This window comes from Blastococcus capsensis (assembly GCF_030165005.1).
In the GTDB taxonomy this organism is placed as follows: domain Bacteria; phylum Actinomycetota; class Actinomycetes; order Mycobacteriales; family Geodermatophilaceae; genus Blastococcus; species Blastococcus capsensis.
On sequence record NZ_JASNNW010000010.1, the window covers coordinates 81,038 to 95,775 of the forward strand.

The following is a 14,738-nucleotide window of genomic DNA, read 5'->3' on the forward strand; positions in this document are numbered from 1 at the left end:
AGGACCGTGGCACGACTGATCGGCCAGAAACTGCTGACGCTGGTGCCCGTGCTGCTCGCGGTCTCGCTGCTGACCTACCTGCTGCTGAACCTCCTCCCCGGGGACCCGGCGCTGCTCGTGCTCGGCCCGGAGTCGGTGTCGGCGGAGTCCATCGCCGCCGTGCGGGCCGAGCTCGGGCTCGACCGCCCGCTCCCGGTGCGCTACCTGGCGTGGCTGGGGGCCGCCGCCACCGGCGACCTCGGGCGGTCCTACATCACCCAGCAGGAGGTCACCGGCGCCATCCTCGACCGGCTGCCGGTGACGCTGGAGCTGATGGTCCTGTCGCTGACGATCGCGCTGGTGCTGGCGATCCCGCTCGGGGTCTTCAGCGCCTACCGCGCCGGCAGCCGGTTCGACAAGCTGGTGACCGGCACGACGTTCGGTCTGCTGGCGCTGCCGAACTTCATCTTCGCGCTGCTGCTGATCTTCTTCCTGTCCGTCCGGCTCGGCCTGTTCCCGGCCACCGGCTGGCAGCCGCTCTCCGACGGCCTGGTGGAGAACCTGCAGTCGGCGTTCCTGCCGGCGCTCGCCCTGTCGGTGACCAACATCGCGGTGTTCACCCGCCTGCTGCGCACCGACATGATCACCACGTTGCAGGAGGACCACGTCACCCTGGCGCGGTCCAAGGGGCTGCCGACCTGGCGGATCCTGTTCCGCCACGCACTGCGGCCCTCGTCGTTCTCGCTGCTCACCGTGGCCGGCCTGCAGGTCGGGACGCTGCTCAGCGCAACCGTCATCGTCGAGACGATCTTCGCCCTGCCGGGCGTGGGCCGGCTGCTGTTCGACGCCATCAACAGCCGCGACCTGCTCATGGTGCAGGGCGTCGTGCTCGTGCTGGCCGTGTCGTTCGTCCTGGTCAACTTCGTCGTCGACCTGCTCTACACGTTCCTCGATCCCCGCATCCGTTCAGGAGCCGCCCGTGTCCGCGCCTGACGACGCCGCCGTCCCGGTGGCTCCCAACCGGACCGGCGCCCTGGTCGGCGCCGACGCAGAGCGCGCCGGCCCGTCCGGCACCGCCGCCGCGGAGCTCCAGGCCGGCACGCAGACCGGCGTCACCCCGCTGACGCCGGATCCACCCGCCGGCCGCCGCAAGCGCGGCAAGGGAGTCGTGTACTGGTTCTGCCTGGGCTGGCTGGCCCTGGTGGTGCTCGCCGCGATCGCGGCCAACTGGCTGCCGCTGCCCGACCCGAACGCGATCGACATCATCAACAAGACGGCCCCGCCGTTCAGCGAGGGTCATCTGCTGGGGACCGACGGCCTCGGCCGCGACATCCTCTCGCGGCTGGCCTACGGGGCCCGGGTGTCGCTGGTGATCAGCGTGGCCGCCGTCGCCGTCGGGATCATCGTCGGCGGCACGCTGGGCATGGTCGTCGGCTACTTCCGCGGCCGCCTGGAGACGGCGGTGATGGCGGTCATCGACGTCATCCTGGCCTTCCCCGGCCTGGTGCTGCTGCTGGCGCTGGTTGCCTTCGTCGGGCAGAGCCTGCTGGCGATCACCGTCGTGATCGGGTTCCTCTCCATCCCCGTCTACACCCGGGTGGCGCGCGCGGCGACGCTCGCGGTGAGCCAGCGCGAGTACGTGCTGGCGGCCGGGCTCATGGGAGGGAAGACGACCCGCATCCTGTTCCGCGAGATCATGCCGAACGTCATCCTGCCGGTCGCCGCGTTCGGGCTCATCGCCCTCGGTGTGGTCATCGTCCTCGAGGGCTCGCTGGCCTTCCTCGGGCTCAGCGTCGAGGCTCCCGCCGCGACCTGGGGCTCGATGATCGCCGAGGGCAAGCGGCACCTCGACGACGCGATCCACATCGCGCTGATCCCCTCGGTCGTCATGTTCCTGACCGTCCTGTCGCTGAACCTCGTCGGCGACGTCCTGCGCAGCCGCTTCGACGTCCGGGAGGCCAACCTGTGAGCATCGCCGCCGAGCTGCCGGTGCCGCCGGCCACGCCCGATCCCGTGGACCCGCTGCTGGAGGTCCGGGACCTGCACACCTGGTTCGACACCCCCCGCGGCATGGTCCGCGCCGTGGACGGGGTCTCCTTCACCCTGCGGCGCGGGGCGAGCATCGGCATCGTCGGGGAGTCCGGCTCGGGGAAGACCGTGCTGTCCCGGTCGATCATGAACCTGCTCCCGAAGAAGGCAGCCGTACCCGCCTCGGGGGAGGTCCTGTTCGAGGGCCGCGACCTGCGACCGATGTCGTCCAAGCAGATGCGGTCCTACTGGGGGCCGCAGATGGCGATGGTCTTCCAGGACCCGATGACGTCGCTCAACGGGGTGGTCAAGATCGGGCGGCAGATCACCGAGGGCCTGCGCCAGCACCTGGACCTGAGCCGCCAGGACGCCGACGCCGAAGCCGTCCGGCTGCTCACCTCGGTCGGCATCCCGGCCCCCGAACGGCGGCTGGGCGAGTACCCGCACCAGCTCTCCGGTGGCATGCGCCAGCGCGTCACGATCGCGATCGCGCTGGCCTGCGGACCCAAGCTGCTCATGGCCGACGAGCCGACCACGGCCCTGGACGTGACCGTGCAGGCCCAGATCCTGGACCTGCTGGCGCGGCAGCAGGCCGAGCGGTCGATGGGCATGGTGCTGGTCACCCACGACCTCGGTGTGGTCGCCAACCGGACCGATGACATCGCCGTCATGTACGCCGGCCAGATCGTCGAGAAGGCCTCGACCCGGACGCTGTTCCGCCGCATGCGGCACCCCTACACCGAGGCGCTGATGCGCTGCATCCCGCGGGTGGAGAATCCCAGCCACACCCGGCTGGACGCCATCCCCGGCCGGCCCCCGGACCTGGCCGCCCTGCCGGTGGGCTGCCGCTTCGCCCCGCGCTGCCGCTACGCGCAGCCGGAGTGCCTGGCCGAGAACCCGCCGCTGTTCAGCGACGAGCCCGGCCACGAGTACCGCTGCTTCTTCCCGGTCGGCACCTCGGCCGGCGCGGAGGCGCTCGAGCGCAACGAACGCGCCGGCTCCACGGCTGCCGGCACGACCATGGACCTCCTGACGAAGGCGAGCGCCTAGATGGCGGGCAGTGGCACGGCGCACCTGCGGGACCGGGACGACATCGTCCTCACCGTCGAGGACCTGGTCGTGGAGTTCCCGCTGGGGCGCGGCCGGAAGGTGCACGCGGTGTCGGGCGTGAGCTTCGACCTCGCCGAGGGGGAGACCCTCGGCCTGGTGGGGGAGTCCGGCTGCGGCAAGTCGACCACCGGCAAGGCGATCATGCAGGTGCCCCGGCCGACCCGTGGCTCGGTGCGGCTGCGCGGCCGGGAGCTGACCGGCCTGCACGGCGACGACCTGCGGAAGACCCGTCCGCAGATGCAGATGATCTTCCAGGACCCGATCTCCTCCCTGAACCCCCGTCGCCGCGTGCGCGACATCGTGGGGGAGGGGCTCTCCATCTGGAACCGGGACCGCGACGGCGCTTCGCGGAGCCGGGTGGACGAGCTGCTGTCGGCGGTCGGCCTGGACCCCGAGACCGCCGGCGGCCGGCGGGCGCACGAGTTCTCCGGCGGCCAGTGCCAGCGCATCTGCATCGCCCGCTCGCTGGTGCTCGACCCGGACGTGCTGATCTGCGACGAGCCGGTGTCGGCCCTCGACGTGTCGGTGCAGGCGCAGATCCTCAACCTGCTCGAGGACATGAAGGCCCGGTACGGGCTCACCATGCTGTTCATCGCGCACGACCTCGCCGTGGTGAAGAACATCAGCGACCGGGTCGCCGTCATGTACCTGGGCAAGGTCTGCGAGGTCGGCCCCGCCGAGTCGCTCTACGCCCGCCCGACGCACCCGTACACCAACGCCCTGCTGGCCGCGGTGCCCCGGCCCGACCCGGAGGCCGGCTCCACGTCGGTGCCGCTCGAGGGCGACGTCCCCTCGCCGGTCGACCCGCCGTCGGGCTGCCGGTTCCGCACCCGGTGCCCCCGGGCGCAGGAACGGTGCGCGCTGGAGGAGCCGCTCGTGCGGCCGGTGGGCGAGGACCACTTCGTCGCCTGCCACTTCCCGGTGCACGCCGCCGACGCCCCGGCCGACGCGGTGGCGGGGGTCGCGACGATGTCGTGATCCTCTCCGCACGGCCGGGACCAGGATCGACGACGGCAGGGAGCACCGATGAGCGACGGACCGACCACTCCCGGGGAGCTGCGGCAGCGGGTCGCGGACTTCCTGGCCGAGCACCCGCCGGCCGGCACCGACCGGCTGGAGTTCCTCCGTGCCCGGTACGACGCCGGGCTGGCGTGGGTGCACTTCCCGCCCGGTTCCGGCGGGCTGGGGCTGCCCCGGAGCCTCCAGGCCCAGGTGGAGGAGGAGCTCGCCCGGGCCGGCGCGCCCGACAACGACCCCCGGGCCAACGGGATCGGCCTGGGCATGGCGGCGCCGACGATCCTCGCGTTCGGCACCGAGGAGCAGCAGCGCCGCTTCCTCCGGCCGCTGTGGACGGGGGAGGAGCTGTGGTGCCAGCTGTTCAGCGAGCCGGGCGCCGGGTCCGACCTCGCCGCCGTCAGCACCCGCGCCGTGCGGGAGGGCGGTGAGTGGATCGTCAACGGGCAGAAGGTGTGGACCTCGGGGGCGCACAAGGCCCGCTTCGCGATCCTGGTGGCGCGCACCGACCCGGACGTCGCGAAGCACGCCGGGCTGACCTACTTCCTGTGCGACATGGCCGCGCCCGGCGTCGACGTGCGGCCGCTGCGCCAGATCACCGGCGAGGCGGAGTTCAACGAGGTCTTCCTCACCGATGTGCACATCCCCGACGACCACCGCCTCGGCGCGGAGGGCGAGGGCTGGCGGGTCGCCACCGCCACCCTCAACAGCGAGCGGGTCGCCATCGGCGGCGGCGCCGCCCGCGAGGGCGGGATGGTCGGCGTGCTGTCCCGCACCTGGCGGCAGCGGCCCGAGCTGCGCACCGCGGACGCCCACCAGCGGCTGCTCCGGCTGTGGGTGGAGGCCGAGGTCACCCGGCTCACCGGGAAGCGGCTGGCGCAGAAGCTGGCCGTGGGCCAGCCCGGGCCGGAGGGTGCGGGCATGAAGCTGGCCTTCGCCCGCATCGCGCAGGAAACCAGCGGGCTGGAGCTCGAGCTGCTCGGGGACGAGGGCCTGCGCTACTCGGACTGGACTCTCGTGCGCCCCGAGCGGGTGGACTTCACCGGACGCGACGCCGGCTACCGCTACCTGCGGGCCAAGGGCAACTCCATCGAGGGCGGCACCTCGGAGATCCTGCGCAACGTCCTGGCCGAGCGGGTGCTCGGCCTGCCACCGGAGCCACGGGTCGACAAGGACCTGCCCTGGAAGGACCTGCCCCGATGAGCGACCTCGACCTGCTGCCCACCGACGTCGAGGACGACCTGCGCGCGAGCGTCCGCGAACTGCTCGCCGACCGGTGCCCGCCCTCGGCGGTGGTGCCGGTCTACGACGGCGACCGGTCGTCGATCGCGCCGCTGTGGCGGGCGCTGGCCACCGACCTCGGCCTGGCCGGGCTGCTGGTCCCGGAGGAACGCGGCGGGGCCGGGGCGTCGGCCCGCGAGGCCGCCGTCGTCCTGGAGGAGCTGGGCCGGGCCGTGGCGCCGGTGCCGTTCCTGACCAGCAGCGTCGTGGCCACCACGGTGCTCTCGGCGGCCGGGCCCGGTGGTGCCGGTGCCGGCCTCCTGGCCGCCCTGGCCGCCGGCGAGCGGACCGCAGCGCTGCTCGTGCCGCTGGGCACCGCCCCCGGCGGCCGCCTGCCCGGATTCGCCGTCGACGGGTCCGGAAGGCCGGCCGGGCAGGTGCGCGGGATCGCCGGTGCCCTCGAGGCCGACGTGCTGCTCGTGCCGGTCGCCGGCCCCGACGGCACCAGCGTGCACGCCGTGCCGGCCGGTGACGCGCGGATCGACCCGGTGATCTCCCTGGACATGAGCCGTCAGCTCGCCGACGTGGTGCTCGACGGAGCGGCCGGCGAGCGGGTGCTCGGTGCGGAAGCGGGCGACGCCGCGGTCCGCTCCGGCCTCGAGGTCGGTGCCGCGCTGCTGGCGTCGGAGCAGTCCGGGGTCGCGCAGTGGTGCCTGACCACGACCGTCGGCTACCTCCAGGACCGCCGGCAGTTCGGTCGGGTGGTCGGCGGGTTCCAGGCCCTCAAGCACCGGCTGGCCGACCTCTTCGTCGCCGTGGAGCAGGCGGCCGCGGCGGCCCGCTACGCCGCGGTGACCGTCGCCGAGGACGACCCGGACCGCACGGTGGCCACCGCCGTGGCCCAGGCCTGGTGCGGCGACGTCGCCGTGCGGGCGGCCGAGGAGGCCGTCCAGCTGCACGGTGGGATCGGCATGACCTGGGAGCACCCGGCGCACCTGTACCTGAAGCGCGCCAAGGCCGACCAGCTCGCCTTCGGCACGCCCGGGACCCACCGTGCCCGGTTGGCCGACCTGCTGGACCTGCCCGCACCGGCCGCCCCGTGACGCCGGCGACCCGCCAGGAAGGGACGACATGACCAGCAGCACCCCGGTGTCGCTGACCCAGCGTGCCGAACAGCGCCTCGAGCGGCTGGGCGACCACGACCAGCTGTGGTTCGAGGGCCGCTGGCACCGCGCAGAGGAGCTCGCCGCTCGGGCCCGCCGGACCGCCGGGGGCTTCGCCCGGCTGGGCGTGCGCCCGGGAGACCGGGTGGTGCTGTTCATGGCGAACTGCCCGGAGGTGATGATCGTCTCGGCCGCCCTCTGGCGGGCCGGCGCCGTGGTGACCCCGGCGATGTTCCTGCTCAGCGACGACGAGCTCCGGCACGTCCTGCGCGACTCCGGCGCGGTGGCGGTGGTGACGACGCCCGAGTTCGCGGCCAAGGTCACCGGGGTGGCCGACGACCTGCCGGTGGTCGTCGTCGGGGGCGGTGACGGGCGCACCCTCGCGCTCGGGGAACTCGAGTCCGCCGCCGAGCTCGGCATCGTCCCGCGCGGTCCCGAGGATCTGGCGGTGCTGCTCTACACCGGCGGGACGACGGGGCGGAGCAAGGGGGTGGCGCTCTCCCACGGAGGGCTGGACGCCTCGGGCGCGGCGCTGGCCGCCGCCGCCCAGCCGGACGTCGTCGTGGGCCTCCTGTGCCTGCCGATGGCGCACGTCTACGGGCTGCTGATGTCCGTGGCGGGCTACCACATGCCGGAGATCCGGCGCAGCGTCGTCATGCGCTGGTTCGACCCGGCCGGGTTCCTCGCGCTGGTCGAGCAGCACCGCGTCCAGCAGACGGCGTTCGTCCCGTCGATGTTCCAGCGCCTGCTCGAGCAGCCGCTGGAGCAGCACGACCTGTCCTCGCTGCAGCTGGTCAGCAGCGGGGGTGCCCCCCTGCCCCGGGAGGTGGCCCGGGAGTTCGAGCGGCGGGTGCCCTCGGCCGAGGTGCGGGAGGGCTACGGATGCACGGAGACCAGCTCGCTGATCTCCGCCCAGCCGGCCGGCGCACGCCGGCTCGGCTCGGTGGGCAAACCGGTCGCCGGCGCGGAGGTGGAGGTGGTGGACGAGGCGGGGCGGACGGTCCCGCCGGGCGTGCACGGGGAGATCCGGGTGCGGGGACCGGTGCTGATGCAGGGGTACTGGCGGTCTCCGGAGGCCACGGCGGAGGCGGTGCGCGACGGCTGGTTCCACACCGGTGACGTCGGCACCTTCGACGAGGACGGCTACCTGTACGTGGTCGACCGGCTCAAGGACGTCGTCATCCGCAACGGGTTCAACGTGTACCCGCGGGACGTCGAGGACGCGCTGGTGGCCCATCCGGAGATCTCCGCGGCGGCCGTCGTCGGCCGTCCCGATCCGCGGGTGGGGGAGGAGGTGGTCGCCTACGTGACACTCGTCCCGGGGTCCGCGCTGCAGCCGGCCGACGTCGTCGAGCACGCGCGGCGGCACGTGAGCGCCGCGAAGTACCCCCGCGAGGTCCACGTGGTCGACGCCATCCCGCTGACCGCCGTCGCCAAGATCGACCGCAAGGCGCTGCGGGCGCGGCACCGGTCGTGAGGGTTCAGCGCGCGCGGCCGGTGTCCTCGGCCTCGAGGGCGGCGTTCCACTCCCGCTTGGTCGCCTGCCAGCGGTCCTCGGTGTCCCCGCGACGCCAGTAGCCGGAGACCGACGTCCACGCCGGGTCCAGCCCGCGCTCCGCCCGCAGGTGCCGGCGCAGCTCCCGGACGGCGTGCGCCTCACCGTGCACGAACACGTGCCCGGAACCGGCCGGCAGCGGAACTTCCCGCACGGCGGCGACCAGGGCCGTGCCGGGCTCGGTGTCGCCGCGGTGCAGCCAGCGCAGCTCGACGCCCGGCCCGACGGCGAGGTCGTCCTGCTCCTCGACCGGGCCGGCCACCTCGACGAACACCATCGCCCGTGCGCCGGGCGGGAGCCGGCCGAGCGTGGCCGTGATCGCGGGCAGCGCGGACCCGTCGCCGGCCAGCGGGTGCCAGTCGGCGTCCGGCCGGGGCGGCCGGCCGTCGCCCGGTCGGGGCTGGCTGGCTCGTCACGACCGGCGACGGTACAGAGGTGACCTCCCGGCGCCCGGTTATGGTCCGGAGGTGGAGACCGTCGCTGCTGCTGCCGCCGGGGACCGATCGGCCGCCGGGCCGACGGTGCTCGACGTGCTGGCGCTGGAGGAGATCGACCGCGATCTCTACCGCAGCACCCTGCTGTTCGCCGACCCGTTCCCGTTGTACGGCGGCCAGGTCGCCGCCCAGGCGCTGTACGCCGCCGGCCGGACCGTCGGCGCCGACCGCCCGCCGCACTCGCTGCACGGGTACTTCCTGCGCAGCGGGGACGCCGCCCGGCCGACGATCTTCCGGGTCGACCGGGACCGGGACGGCGGGTCGTTCTCGGCGCGGCGGGTCGTCGCCATCCAGGGCGGGGAGGTCGTCTTCAGCATGTCGGCCTCCTTCCAGGTGCCCACACCCGGCCCCGACGTGCAGGTGCAGGAGACACCCCGGGTGGAGCCGCCCGAGACGCTGCCGGCGCTGGCGCTGCCGCGGCTGTTCTCCATGGAGAGCCGCCGTCCGTCGCAGCCGTACGAGGGGCACTTCCCGACCCGGTTCTGGGCGCGGGCGACCGTGCCGCTGCCGGAGGAGGCGCTGGTGCACGCCTGCGTGCTCACCTACCTGTCCGACATCGGGACGGGGCTGTCCGCGCTGCCCGAGGACGAGGCGAGCCCCGGCCCGACGCTGGATCACGCACTGTGGTTCCACCGGCCGGCCCGACTGGACGACTGGGTGCTCATGGACATGGTCCCGCGGACCGTCTCCGGGGGGCGCGGCTGGTACACCGGTTCGCTCGCCACCCCGAGCGGTGTCCTGGCGGCGAGCTTCACGCAGGAGACATTGTTCCGGCCGGGCCGGAACCCGTTCCGTCCGGGACGCTGACAGCGGGCCGCGTGTCGCGCGCGGCGCCGAGTCGTCGAGACGTCATGACGTATGGTCGGTCGCGTCCCGGCCCACGACCGCGAGGAGCCAGCCGGTGCGCATCGGAGTCCTGACCGGAGGCGGCGACTGCCCCGGCCTCAACGCGGTCATCAGATCGGTGGTCCGCACCGCGGGTGTCCACTACGGCAGCGAGGTCATCGGCTTCCGCGACGGCTGGCGGGGGCTGCTGGAGAACCGGTCCACGGCGCTGGACGTCGCCGCCGTCGACGGCCTGCTGACCCGTGGGGGGACGACGCTGGGCTCGGCCCGCGTCGCGCCCGAGAAGCTGCGCGCCGGCATCGCCGAGATGCGGGCCACCCTCGACGAGCACGGCATCGACGTGCTGATCCCGATCGGCGGGGAGGGCACCCTCACCGCGGCCCACGTGCTGTCCGAGGCCGGCGTCCCGGTGGTGGGCATCCCCAAGACCATCGACAACGACATCGACGGCACCGATCTGACCTTCGGGTTCGACACCGCGGTCAGCATCGCCACCGAGCTCATCGACCGGCTGCACACGACCGCGGAGTCCCACCAGCGGGTGCTGCTGGTGGAGGTGATGGGCCGGCACGCCGGGTGGATCGCGCTGCACGCCGGGCTGGCCGCCGGCGCGCACCTGACCCTGGTGCCCGAGGAGCCGTTCGACGTCGACGACGTCGTCCGGCTGGTCTGCGGACGGTTCGCGCGCGGCGACTCGCACGTCATCGGGGTCGTCGCCGAGGGTGCGATGCCCCTGCCCGGGACGATGGCGTTCCGGGAGGGCGGCATCGACGAGTTCGGCCACCGCCGGTTCACCGGCGTGGCCCAGCAGCTGGGGGAGGAGCTGGAGCGGCGCACCGGCAAGGAGGTGCGGGCGACGGTGCTCGGGCACGTCCAGCGCGGCGGGACGCCGACGTCGTTCGACCGGGTCCTGGCCACCCGCTTCGGCCTGCACGCCACCGTCGCCGCGCACGAGGGGCACCACGGCCAGATGGTGGCCCTGCGCGGCACGGAGATCGAGCTGGTCCCGCTGGCGCGCGCCGTCGCCCGGCTCAAGACCGTGACCCCCGCCCGGCTCGCCGAGACCCGCGCCTTCACCGGCTGAGCCGGCCGCGGGCCGGGCGGCTCAGGCGTCGAAGTCGACCCGCACGGTGTCGGACAGCGGCAGGCTCTGGCAGGTGAGCACGTACCCCGCCTCGACCTCCTCGGCCTCCAGGGCGTAGTTCCGCCGCATCTCCACCCGGCCCCCGGTGACCCGCGCGCGGCAGGTGCCGCACACCCCGCCCTTGCAGGCGAAGGGCAGGTCGCCGCGGATCCGCTGCGCCGAGTCGAGCACCGGCACGTCGCGGGGGAGGGCCAGCATCGTCGTGCGGCCGTCGAGGACGACCGTCACCTCGCTGCTGGGCCCCGAGACCACCTCCTGGTCCCCGCGCACCGGCTGCGGCGGGACGTCGTCGACGTAGAAGAGCTCCTGGTGCACCCGTTCCGCCGGCACGCGCAGCCCGGCCAGCAGCTCCCGGGCGTCGCCGACCATGCCGTGCGGCCCGCACAGCCACCAGTGGTCGACGTGCTCGACGTCGACCAGGTTCTCGACGAGGACGCGCAGCCGGGGGCCGTCGAGCCGCCCGCTGGTGACCTCCGCGTCCCGGGGCTCCCGGGAGAGCACGTGCACCAGCTGGAACCGTGGCCCGTAGGCGTCCTTCAGGTCGGCCAGCTCGTCGGCGAACATCACCGTGTTCGTGCGCCGGTTGCCGTAGAAGACGGTGACCGTCGACCGTCCGTCGCACAGCGCGCTGGCGGCCAGGGACAGCGCCGGGGTGATCCCGGAGCCGGCGACGACGAAGACGTGGTCGGCGGGCACGGACAGGTCCGCGGTGAAGGTGCCCGACGGTGGCAGCACTTCGATCCGGTCGCCGGCCCTGACCTCGTGCACCAGGTAGGAGGAGAAGAAGCCGCCCGGCACCTCGCGGACGCCCACCCGCGGCGGGGCGCCGACCGGTGCGCAGATCGAGTACGAGCGGCGCTCGTCGCGGTCGCCGTCGACCCGGCGCAGGGTGAGGGCCTGGCCAGGCCGGAACGCGTAGTCCACGGCCAGCTCCTCGGGGACGTCGAAGGTGATCGCAACCGCGTCGTCGGTCAGCTGCTCGACGTGGGCGACGGTCAACGCGTGGAACCGCGGCCGCCTGCGGGTGGACGCAGTCCTGTCCTGCCCGGTGTCGCTCCGCGGTCGTTCCGCTCCTCGCTCGCTGCGATGCGCGCTCCCTGTCGGCTCCGGGTACCCGGTTGCGATGCTCGCTCCCTGTCGCGCCACTCAGACCTCCTTGACGTGCTCGAAGGGCTCCCGGCAGCTCCGGCACCGGCGCAGCGCCTTGCAGGCGGTCGCGCTGAACTCGCTCAGCTCCTCGGTGTCGGGCGAGCCGCACAGCGGACAGGTTGCGGTGCGCCGGGACGGTCCCAGCTGCAGCGGCACCGGGCCGTCCATGCGGACCGGCGCGGCGCCCGGTGGGGCGATCCCGCCGGCGGCCAGCTTGCGGCGCCCGGCATCGGAGATCCAGTCCGTGGTCCAGGCGGGGGAGAGGACGGTCCGGACCTCCACGTCGGGGAAGCCCGCGCTGTGCAGCGCGTGCACCAGATCGGCGCGCATGACGCCCATCGCGGGGCAGCCGCTGTAGGTCGGGGTGATCTCGACGACGACCGTGCCGTCCCCCTCGGTGCGTACGTCCCGCAGCACGCCGAGATCGGCGAGGGTGACCAGGGGCAGCTCGGGGTCGGTGACCGCCTCGGCGACGGCGCGGGGATCCGCCCGCCCGGCGGTCACCACGTGGCTGCCGGATGCGCCCGGGCCAAGCCCTGCAGGGCGGCCAGCAGCTCGGCGAGCTCGGGGCCGTGCCCACCGGTGCGGCCGCGCGGCGGCACGTCCGCCGGCCAGGCCGGCAGCTGGAGCGTGGCCCGGTCGAGCACGGTTCTCAGCACGTCACGCACCTCGTCGCGGACGTCGGCCGGGTCGACGGCGACGCCGGCGGCGGTGAGCCGCTGTTCGACGGCGGTAGCGGTGAAGAGATCGGCCAGCACCGGCCACACGGCGTCGACCCCGTCCTGCGCCCGGCGGTGGGACTCCGCCGTGCCGTCGCCCAGGCGGAGCACCCAGCGGGCGGCGTGGTCGCGGTGGTAGGTGAGCTCGTGGACGCCCTTGGCGGCGATCGCGGCCAGCACCGGGTCGCGGGACTCGCGGAGCCGGGCGAACACCGCCAGCCGGACCGTGGCGGCGACCAGGAGCCGGACCATCGTCTGCGCGAAGTCGCCGTTCGGCGCCTCGACCAGGCCGGTGTTGCGGAACTCGTCCGGATCGCGGAAGTAGGCCAGCGCGTCCTCGTCGGGGACGCTCGCGGTCGCGTGGTCGCGGCTGCGACCCAGCACGCCGACCGAACCGGCGCGGGCCAGCAGCAGCCGGGCCTGACCGAGCAGGTCGAGCGCGACGTTGGCGACCGCCACCTCCTCCTCCAGCTCCGGGGAGCTGGTCACCCACTGCGTCAGCCGCTGGGCCAGCACCAGGGCGTCGTCACCCAGCATGAGGCAGTACGCGCCGAGGTCGCCCGCGTCGATGCCCTCGGGAACGGTGGTGTCCACCCCCGCCAGCGGCTCGTCGAACCCGGTGCCGAACGCCCAGTGCCCGTCGCCGTCGTGAGCGGAGTCCAGCGCGTCGTAGACGGTCTCCTCGTCCCCCATACCAACAGTTCCTTCCGTCGCTGAGTGACCGGCCGCCGGGTCCTACATGTGGGGAACGGCGTCGGGGATCTCGTAGAAGGTGGGGTGCCGGTAGACCTTGTCGCCGCTCGGCGCGAACATCGGGTCCTTCTCGTCGGGGCTGGAGGCGGTGATGTCGGCCGCCTGGACCACCCAGATGCTCACGCCCTCGTTGCGGCGGGTGTAGACGTCGCGGGCTGCATGCACGGCCATCTCGTCGTCCGGGGCGTGCAGCGAGCCGACGTGCACGTGGTTGAGCCCCCGCTTGCCGCGGACGAACACCTCGTAGAGCGGCCAGTCCCGGCCCCGTCCAGGGCCGGCCCCGTCCGGAGGCTCGCCGCGAGCCTGCGAGCGGTGAGGAGGACGGGGTCCTTCTCCGAGGGGTGGGGGGGACGGGGTGTTTTTGGCGCCGTGGCCGCCCTCGGCGGTGAGGCCGGTCATGCCGCGGTCCCGCGGTGCTTGCGGGCGTTCAAGGCTCGTCTCGGCACTCGCTCCGCTCCTCGCTCGTTCCTCGCTGCGATGCTCACTCGCGCGTCGCCTTCGCGGCGTACGCGGTCGCCGCCTCGATGACCCACGCGTTGTCGTCGCGGGCGGTCCGCCGGCGGGCGATCCGCTCGGTGTTGGCCGGGCCGTCGCCGCTGATCACCCGCTTGAACTCGGCCCAGTCGATCCGGCCGAACCGGTAGTGCCCGCGCTCGGCGTCCCACGCGATCTCCGGGTCGGGCAGCGTGACGCCGAGGAACTCCGCCTGCGGGACCGACATGTCCACGTAGCGCTGGCGCAGCTCGTCGTTGCTGTGCCGCTTGATGCCCCAGGCCATGGACTGCGCGGAGTTGGGGCTGTCGTCGTCGGGCGGGCCGAACATCATCAGCGAGGGCCACCACCACCGGTCCACGGCGTCCTGCACCATCGCCCGCTGCTCGTCGGTGCCGCGCATCATCGTCATGAGCAGCTCGTAGCCCTGCCGCTGGTGGAAGGACTCCTCCTTGCAGATCCGGATCATCGCCCGGGCGTAGGGCCCGTAGGAGGAGCGGCACAGCGGCACCTGGTTGCAGATGGCGGCGCCGTCGACCAGCCAGCCGATGACGCCGACGTCGGCGTAGCTCAGGGTCGGGTAGTTGAAGATCGAGCTGTACTTCTGCCGGCCCTCGATCAGCTTGTCGGTCAGGTCGGCGCGGTCCGCGCCGAGGGTCTCGGCTGCCGCGTACAGGTACATCCCGTGCCCGGCCTCGTCCTGCACCTTGGCCAGCAGGATCGCCTTGCGGCGCAGGCTGGGCGCGGCCAGCAGCCAGTCCCCCTCGGGCTGCATGCCGATGATCTCGGAGTGGGCGTGCTGGGCGACCTGCCGGATCAGCGTCCTCCGGTAGCCCTCGGGCATCCAGTCGCGCGGCTCGATCCGCTGGCCGGCGGCGATGGTGGCGTCGAACCGGCGCTGCAGCGCGGGGGGATCGAGGGGGCCGCCTGCGGGGGGCCGTTCCAGGGCGGGCGCGGACATCGGACTCCTCCAGTGGGCGGCATTTACCGACCGGGCGGTCGGTAATAGTGTGACCCGCGACACGGCACCGCACAAGCGCTCCGGCCGACCGGCCCGGGCCGACGTCCGAG

Annotated in this window: 14 protein-coding genes and 1 pseudogene; 9 read left to right on the top strand and 6 right to left on the bottom strand. The window is 73.8% G+C overall.

The window, feature by feature from the left end:
* Nucleotides 1–6 precede the first annotated feature (6 nt).
* From QOZ86_RS10375 to QOZ86_RS10405, 7 genes are read left to right on the top strand one after another with little or no spacing between them, the layout of a single operon-like run.
* Nucleotides 7–972, top strand: coding sequence for an ABC transporter permease (locus QOZ86_RS10375; protein ID WP_284491886.1), 966 nt, complete (start codon nt 7–9; stop codon nt 970–972).
* Complete coding sequence (locus QOZ86_RS10380) at nt 959–1,948, top strand: ABC transporter permease (protein ID WP_284491887.1); 990 nt, start codon at nt 959–961, stop codon at nt 1,946–1,948. Before QOZ86_RS10375 ends, QOZ86_RS10380 begins: the two co-directional genes overlap by 14 nt.
* On the top strand, nt 1,945–3,057 hold the full coding sequence (locus QOZ86_RS10385; RefSeq protein WP_284491888.1) for an ABC transporter ATP-binding protein: 1,113 nt from the start codon (nt 1,945–1,947) through the stop codon (nt 3,055–3,057). The genes QOZ86_RS10380 and QOZ86_RS10385 overlap by 4 nt, the downstream gene beginning before the upstream one ends.
* Nucleotides 3,058–4,095, top strand: a complete 1,038-nt coding sequence (locus tag QOZ86_RS10390; protein ID WP_284491889.1) for an ABC transporter ATP-binding protein — start codon at nt 3,058–3,060, stop codon at nt 4,093–4,095.
* 48 nt (nt 4,096–4,143) lie between these two features.
* A complete protein-coding gene (locus QOZ86_RS10395) occupies nt 4,144–5,334 on the top strand; it encodes an acyl-CoA dehydrogenase family protein (RefSeq protein ID WP_284491890.1) in 1,191 nt (396 codons plus the stop codon).
* On the top strand, nt 5,331–6,455 hold the full coding sequence (locus QOZ86_RS10400; protein WP_284491891.1) for an acyl-CoA dehydrogenase family protein: 1,125 nt from the start codon (nt 5,331–5,333) through the stop codon (nt 6,453–6,455). Before QOZ86_RS10395 ends, QOZ86_RS10400 begins: the two co-directional genes overlap by 4 nt.
* Before the next feature lie 28 nt (nt 6,456–6,483).
* On the top strand, nt 6,484–7,992 hold the full coding sequence (locus tag QOZ86_RS10405) for a class I adenylate-forming enzyme family protein (RefSeq protein ID WP_284491892.1): 1,509 nt from the start codon (nt 6,484–6,486) through the stop codon (nt 7,990–7,992).
* 4 nt (nt 7,993–7,996) lie between these two features.
* On the opposite strand, the pseudogene QOZ86_RS10410 reads toward QOZ86_RS10405, so the two are convergent.
* Nucleotides 7,997–8,422 (bottom strand): annotated as a pseudogene (locus tag QOZ86_RS10410) (siderophore-interacting protein); the annotation flags it as partial.
* Between the two features lie 115 nt (nt 8,423–8,537).
* Between QOZ86_RS10410 and QOZ86_RS10415 the strand changes: the two are divergent.
* The gene (locus tag QOZ86_RS10415; protein WP_284491893.1) at nt 8,538–9,371 is read left to right on the top strand and encodes an acyl-CoA thioesterase; all 834 of its coding nucleotides are present in this window, start codon (nt 8,538–8,540) and stop codon (nt 9,369–9,371) included.
* Between the two features lie 94 nt (nt 9,372–9,465).
* Nucleotides 9,466–10,494, top strand: coding sequence for an ATP-dependent 6-phosphofructokinase (locus QOZ86_RS10420; protein WP_284491894.1), 1,029 nt, complete (start codon nt 9,466–9,468; stop codon nt 10,492–10,494).
* A 21-nt stretch (nt 10,495–10,515) separates the two neighbouring features.
* Here QOZ86_RS10420 and paaE read toward each other — a convergent pair whose 3' ends face one another.
* The 5 genes from paaE to paaA form a co-directional block, all read right to left on the bottom strand.
* On the bottom strand, nt 10,516–11,553 hold the full coding sequence (paaE, locus tag QOZ86_RS10425; protein WP_284491895.1) for a 1,2-phenylacetyl-CoA epoxidase subunit PaaE: 1,038 nt from the start codon (nt 11,551–11,553) through the stop codon (nt 10,516–10,518).
* Nucleotides 11,554–11,700: 147 nt separating this feature from the next.
* A complete protein-coding gene (gene paaD, locus QOZ86_RS10430) occupies nt 11,701–12,207 on the bottom strand; it encodes a 1,2-phenylacetyl-CoA epoxidase subunit PaaD (RefSeq protein ID WP_284491896.1) in 507 nt (168 codons plus the stop codon).
* Nucleotides 12,204–13,115, bottom strand: a complete 912-nt coding sequence (gene paaC / locus QOZ86_RS10435) for a 1,2-phenylacetyl-CoA epoxidase subunit PaaC (RefSeq protein WP_284491897.1) — start codon at nt 13,113–13,115, stop codon at nt 12,204–12,206. The genes paaD and paaC overlap by 4 nt, the downstream gene beginning before the upstream one ends.
* 42 nt (nt 13,116–13,157) lie before the next feature.
* Nucleotides 13,158–13,574, bottom strand: a complete 417-nt coding sequence (gene paaB / locus QOZ86_RS10440; protein WP_348637964.1) for a 1,2-phenylacetyl-CoA epoxidase subunit PaaB — start codon at nt 13,572–13,574, stop codon at nt 13,158–13,160.
* Between the two features lie 82 nt (nt 13,575–13,656).
* The gene (gene paaA / locus QOZ86_RS10445; protein ID WP_284491898.1) at nt 13,657–14,628 is read right to left on the bottom strand and encodes a 1,2-phenylacetyl-CoA epoxidase subunit PaaA; all 972 of its coding nucleotides are present in this window, start codon (nt 14,626–14,628) and stop codon (nt 13,657–13,659) included.
* Nucleotides 14,629–14,738: the final 110 nt, after the last annotated feature.